The organism is Haliea sp. E1-2-M8 (assembly GCF_030649675.1).
In the GTDB taxonomy this organism is placed as follows: Bacteria; Pseudomonadota; Gammaproteobacteria; order Pseudomonadales; family Halieaceae; genus Haliea.
In genome coordinates, this window is record NZ_JAUTDR010000056.1 from 1 (window position 1) to 4,608 (window position 4,608).

Sequence of the window (4,608 nt, forward strand, 5' to 3'; positions counted from 1 at the left end):
TCGGCTGTAAAGCCACGTCAACACTGGGTTTCAGCATGATCGTAATCAAATTAACCGGACACTAGTGAGTTCAGGTGAACAATCACCCGTGGTCGCTGATCCGGATAAAGGCAACCTAGGGCCATCATGACCTACTCAAAGCGCAGACTTACTGAGCCGAAAGGTCCGTAATTCGCCTCAATATCCGTGCCGGGGGGGCATTCGATGGGGCCAATGAACGACCCTGACAGGACGACCTGTCCGGCTTCGATCCGCTGGCCGTAGGTTGCCATGCGGCGTGCTAGCCAGATCATGCCAGTGACCGGATCGTCCAGAACTCCAGCGCCCAGGCCGGTCGCGACCACGGTGCCGTTTTTCTTGACTATGGAGCCGACCCAGCGAAGGTCGAAAGCATCAGGAGCGTGGCGTGCCTCGCCCATCACTATGCCCGCATTAGCTGCATTGTCGGACACCGTATCGAAGATAGAGCGCGCCTTGCCCGTCTCAGGATCCTTGCGCAAAATGCGGGTGTCGAGAATCTCGATAGCCGGTGCTAAATACTCGGTGGCAGCCAAGACTTCCTCGCGGGTCACTTCGCCGTCCAGTGGTGCTTTCATTATGAAGGCGATCTCGGCTTCTACGCGCGGCTGAATGTAGCGATTCCTGGGTATCGTGGCACCGTCGATAAAGGCCATATCTTCATAGAGTACACCGCTATCAGGCGTATCGATGCCAAGCGCATCCTGCATGACTTTCGACGTCAGGCCAATTTTCCAGCCAAGGATTTCCCGGCCCTGGGCAAGCTTCTTCCACATCTGGGCGGCCTGAATGGCATACGCATCATCCAGAGTCATGTCGGGGTGGGCCAGGGAAATAAGCCCAATCTGATCACGACTCGCCTCAGCGTTGAGAATCGCATTAGCCGCGTGATCGATCTGTTCTCGGCTTAAAGTCATGCTTCATCCTCCACGCTGTTTTTAAGTTTTCCGATCCCTTCAGCCTCGATTTCGACAACGTCGCCTGGCTTGAGCCAGATGGGAGGTTCAAAGCGCGCACCAGCACCCGTGGGCGTGCCGCAGACGATAACGTCACCTGGTATCAAGGTGGTGAATGTAGAGACGTAGTTGATGATATAGCGGAAATCGAACATCATCCGCGATGTCCTGTCCTGCTGACGAAGCTCGCCATTTACACGCGTCGTCAGCTCGATGTCATCCAACTGGTCTGCTGATTTGAATGGCACTAGCCAGGGGCCAATAGCCCCGGTAGCGTCAAAGTTCTTGCCTTGTGTGACGTTGAACTTGGCGTGGCGTACCCAATCACGGATGGTTCCTTCATTGCACAGCGTCACGGCGGCGATATGCTCATACGCCTTCTCGCGAGAGATCCGACGGCCACTTTTGCCGATGACAATCGTGACTTCGCCTTCGTAGTCGAGCTGTTCGCTTTCCGGAGGCCGCACAAGGTTCTGTTGGTGTCCGACGAAGCTGCGTGGGAAACGGATAAAGAGCGATGGCTTGCTGGGAGCTGCTTGACCATCCTTGTACTCCTCGTTTCGGGACGGGAAATTGACGCCTACGCAAATCAACTTTTCGGGATTGGCGATTGGGATTAAAAAAGTCACGCCCTCTTCACGATAGGTGGGGGCTCGGCCTTCGGCCGCCTTTACCAGTTCGTCGATGGCGCCGGCTTCAATGACTTCCTTGAGGCCCGTGAAGCGAAACCTAAAGTCCGCAGTCAGGTCGACAATACCGCTATCCGTGACAATACCGTAGCGATCGGCACCATTAGCGTGAAAAGCGGCAATACGTGCGGGAACGGGGCGAATCATAAATTCCTCCTGGCAGTTCTGCGAGACCGGGCTTGTGGATGGGTAACCAAAACAGAGAGCGCAGCTTGAGATCGATGCTACCGGGCCAATACCGACAAGGTGCGGGAGCACCGCCTTTGCAACGCTGGTTCCTGGTCACCCGAGCTTCGACACTTGATGCATCTTGCGTGGGAAGGAAACGTTGACTAGTTCCATATAGAAGTCAAAAGACCAGTCCCCACCGTCGCGACCGATACCGGAAGACTTGACTCCACCGAAAGGTGCCGGCAGGTGACGTACATTCTCCGAATTCACCCACATCATCCCGGCTTCTAGCTCATCGGTCATGCGCATCGCGCGGTTCAGGTCGTTTGTCCAGAGATAGGCAGACAAACCATACTGAGTATCGTTGGCTATGCGCAGCGCCTCTTCTTCATCCTTGAAAGGAATAGCGGTCAGTACCGGGCCAAAGATTTCCTCCTGGGAAATGCTCATATCGTTGGTGGCTTGGGTGAATAGTGTCGGCCGAATATAGCAGCCCTCGTCACCGCACTTTTCGCCTCCGGCAGCGATGGTGGCGCCTTCCGCACGCGCCTTGTCGAAATAGGACAGGACCTTCTTTTTGTGCTCGGGGTGGATAAGCGGGCCAACGACTGTCTCAGGATCAAGAGGGTGGCCAACCTTGATCTTGTTAGCTACCTCGGCGACACGACGGGTGAAGTCTTCGTAGATGGTGTCGTGCACCAGCAATCGCGAAGACGAGGTACAGCGCTCGCCGTTCAATGAGTAGATCATGAAGCTGGCTGCATCCGCAGCACGGTCGAGGTCGGCGTCGTCGAAGACGATGACCGGGTTCTTGCCACCCAGTTCGAAGTGGAAGCGCTTCAGGGTAGGCGCTGCTTGGGCCATTATCATCTGACCAGTGCGACTTTCACCGACGAACGCGATGGCTTTGATGCCGAGGTGCTCGGTAAGTGCTTTCCCTGCATCTTCACCGAAGCCGTTGACCAGGTTCAGCACCCCTTTGGGTAGCCCGGCTTCCTCGGCAATCTCGACCAGCAGTTTGGCCGTCATAGGTGAGAATTCGGCTGGCTTGTGGACCACTGTGCAGCCTGAGGCAAGCGCCGGCGCTATTTTCCACGTCGACAGCATGAATGGTGTATTCCAGGGCGTGATGACACCAACAGGGCCCAGCGGGCGACGAGACGTCACATTCATCTGGTTTTCGTTACGCAGCGCCACGCCGTCTTCAGCTCCAGGGGCCTTGTCGGCAAAAAAGCGGAAGTTGGCTGCACCACGGATGGCCGCCTTTGACATGAACCGCAGGGCCTGCCCTGTATCCATACATTCGGTGAAGGCAATCTCTTCGGCACGAGCTTCGATAGCTTCAGCGACTTTGATCAGGATGGCTCGCCTTTCCTTGCCAGGAGTCTTGCTCCAGGTTTTGAAGGCTTTATCGGCAGCCTGGACGGCACGGTCGATGTCTTGCGCTCCACTCTTGGCCACTGACGCGATAGGCTTGAGATCCACGGGTGAAATTGTGTCGAAGGTAGCCCCGGATGCCGCAGGCACGGAATCTCCGTCAATATGATTGAGTACGCCCGTTTCACGAAAACGTTTCAGGTAGCCTTCGGCACGGTTCAGATTTTCTTGGAGTTGGCTCATGATGATTCCTTTTACTTGCCGCCCGAGAGACGGGCATGGATCGGGGTATCTTTCCAGCTTAGGTCCGGATCGATGATGCGGATCTCCAGCGAAAGGGCGAAATGGGGCGTGGATAGCGGCTCGGCGAAGGCAGCCCGCACCGCGCTGAAAACTATACCTCCGGCAATCTGTAGCGCCTGCTTGTCGCGCCCGGCGCCGACCGACAGGGTCAGAGCAGCGAAGTCATTCTCGGCCAAATCGTCGGCGACGATGCAGTGATCAGCGGCATAGGCACGCACGCGGATCCCTGCCAGTGGGAAGATGCCCGCTTCCTTCATCGCCGCGTAGGCGGCCCGGCATACGGCTGCGATATCGACTCGCTCGGCCAGACCAGGCGAATACTCGATTCTCAGGTGTGGCATGGAGAGCCTCCTTTCGCGTGGTTCTGCTTCGACGGAAGCATAATGTGTAGACTGTCTCAATTAATTAACATGTTAACATTAAAAGCTAACCCGTTAGTGAAGTCAATGCCGTGGGTTGCATGCGCGAGGATGCTACAAGTCACGAGACGAGACGGCATGCTCGGGTCGCAGCCGATATCTAACTTCGATATCGGACAGATCTATGACCAGCGTTGCTCCGATGCGGGGGTGCGCGACTTTAAACTGGATTGCATGGCCGACTTCTTCGGCCGCAGTATGCCGGCGCATCGGCACTCAGCACGCTTCCAGATTCACTACGCCACGAGTGGCACGGTTTATTCGCACCAGCTCCACCAGCAGGCACACATATTCTTCGACGTACCGCCTTCGGTGACTCACCCTCTTGTTACTGAGGCGGCAGCGACGGTCACGTTCTACTTGCCGTCAGCTTGGGTTTAGCGATCCCGCCTACTTCTCGCGGTTCTTCTCCCGCGAGGCAGGGATGACATCGGGGAAGTACCGCAGTAGCAACCGGGACTCGTGAGCCTCGGCCGTGGGCGCCGGGTCCTGACTCTTCCTGATGCCATCGGCTGCATGACACGACATCACTAGCCGCGGCCAAGCAGGCAACCGTCGAAGAAAGCGGCCAACTCGTCGACTGCCTCCAAAGGAAGTACCTGCGATCACTAGTGTCCGGTTAAAAGTTGAATAAATTCAGTTGGTTGCCGTGGGCATCCAGTTCGGTTATGTCGC

The 4,608-nt window shown here is 56.4% G+C and carries 4 protein-coding genes; all 4 read right to left on the bottom strand.

What is annotated here, in order from left to right:
• Positions 1-131: 131 nt before the first annotated feature.
• Complete coding sequence (gene hpaH, locus Q6D67_RS21365; RefSeq protein WP_304707844.1) at positions 132-935, bottom strand: 2-oxo-hept-4-ene-1,7-dioate hydratase; 804 nt, start codon at positions 933-935, stop codon at positions 132-134.
• Positions 932-1,810, bottom strand: a complete 879-nt coding sequence (locus Q6D67_RS21370) for a fumarylacetoacetate hydrolase family protein (protein WP_304707845.1) — start codon at positions 1,808-1,810, stop codon at positions 932-934. The genes hpaH and Q6D67_RS21370 overlap by 4 nt, the downstream gene beginning before the upstream one ends.
• A 135-nt stretch (positions 1,811-1,945) precedes the next feature.
• Complete coding sequence (gene hpaE, locus Q6D67_RS21375; protein WP_304707846.1) at positions 1,946-3,454, bottom strand: 5-carboxymethyl-2-hydroxymuconate semialdehyde dehydrogenase; 1,509 nt, start codon at positions 3,452-3,454, stop codon at positions 1,946-1,948.
• Between the two features lie 11 nt (positions 3,455-3,465).
• Positions 3,466-3,855, bottom strand: coding sequence for a hypothetical protein (locus Q6D67_RS21380; protein WP_304707847.1), 390 nt, complete (start codon positions 3,853-3,855; stop codon positions 3,466-3,468).
• Positions 3,856-4,608 lie beyond the last annotated feature (753 nt).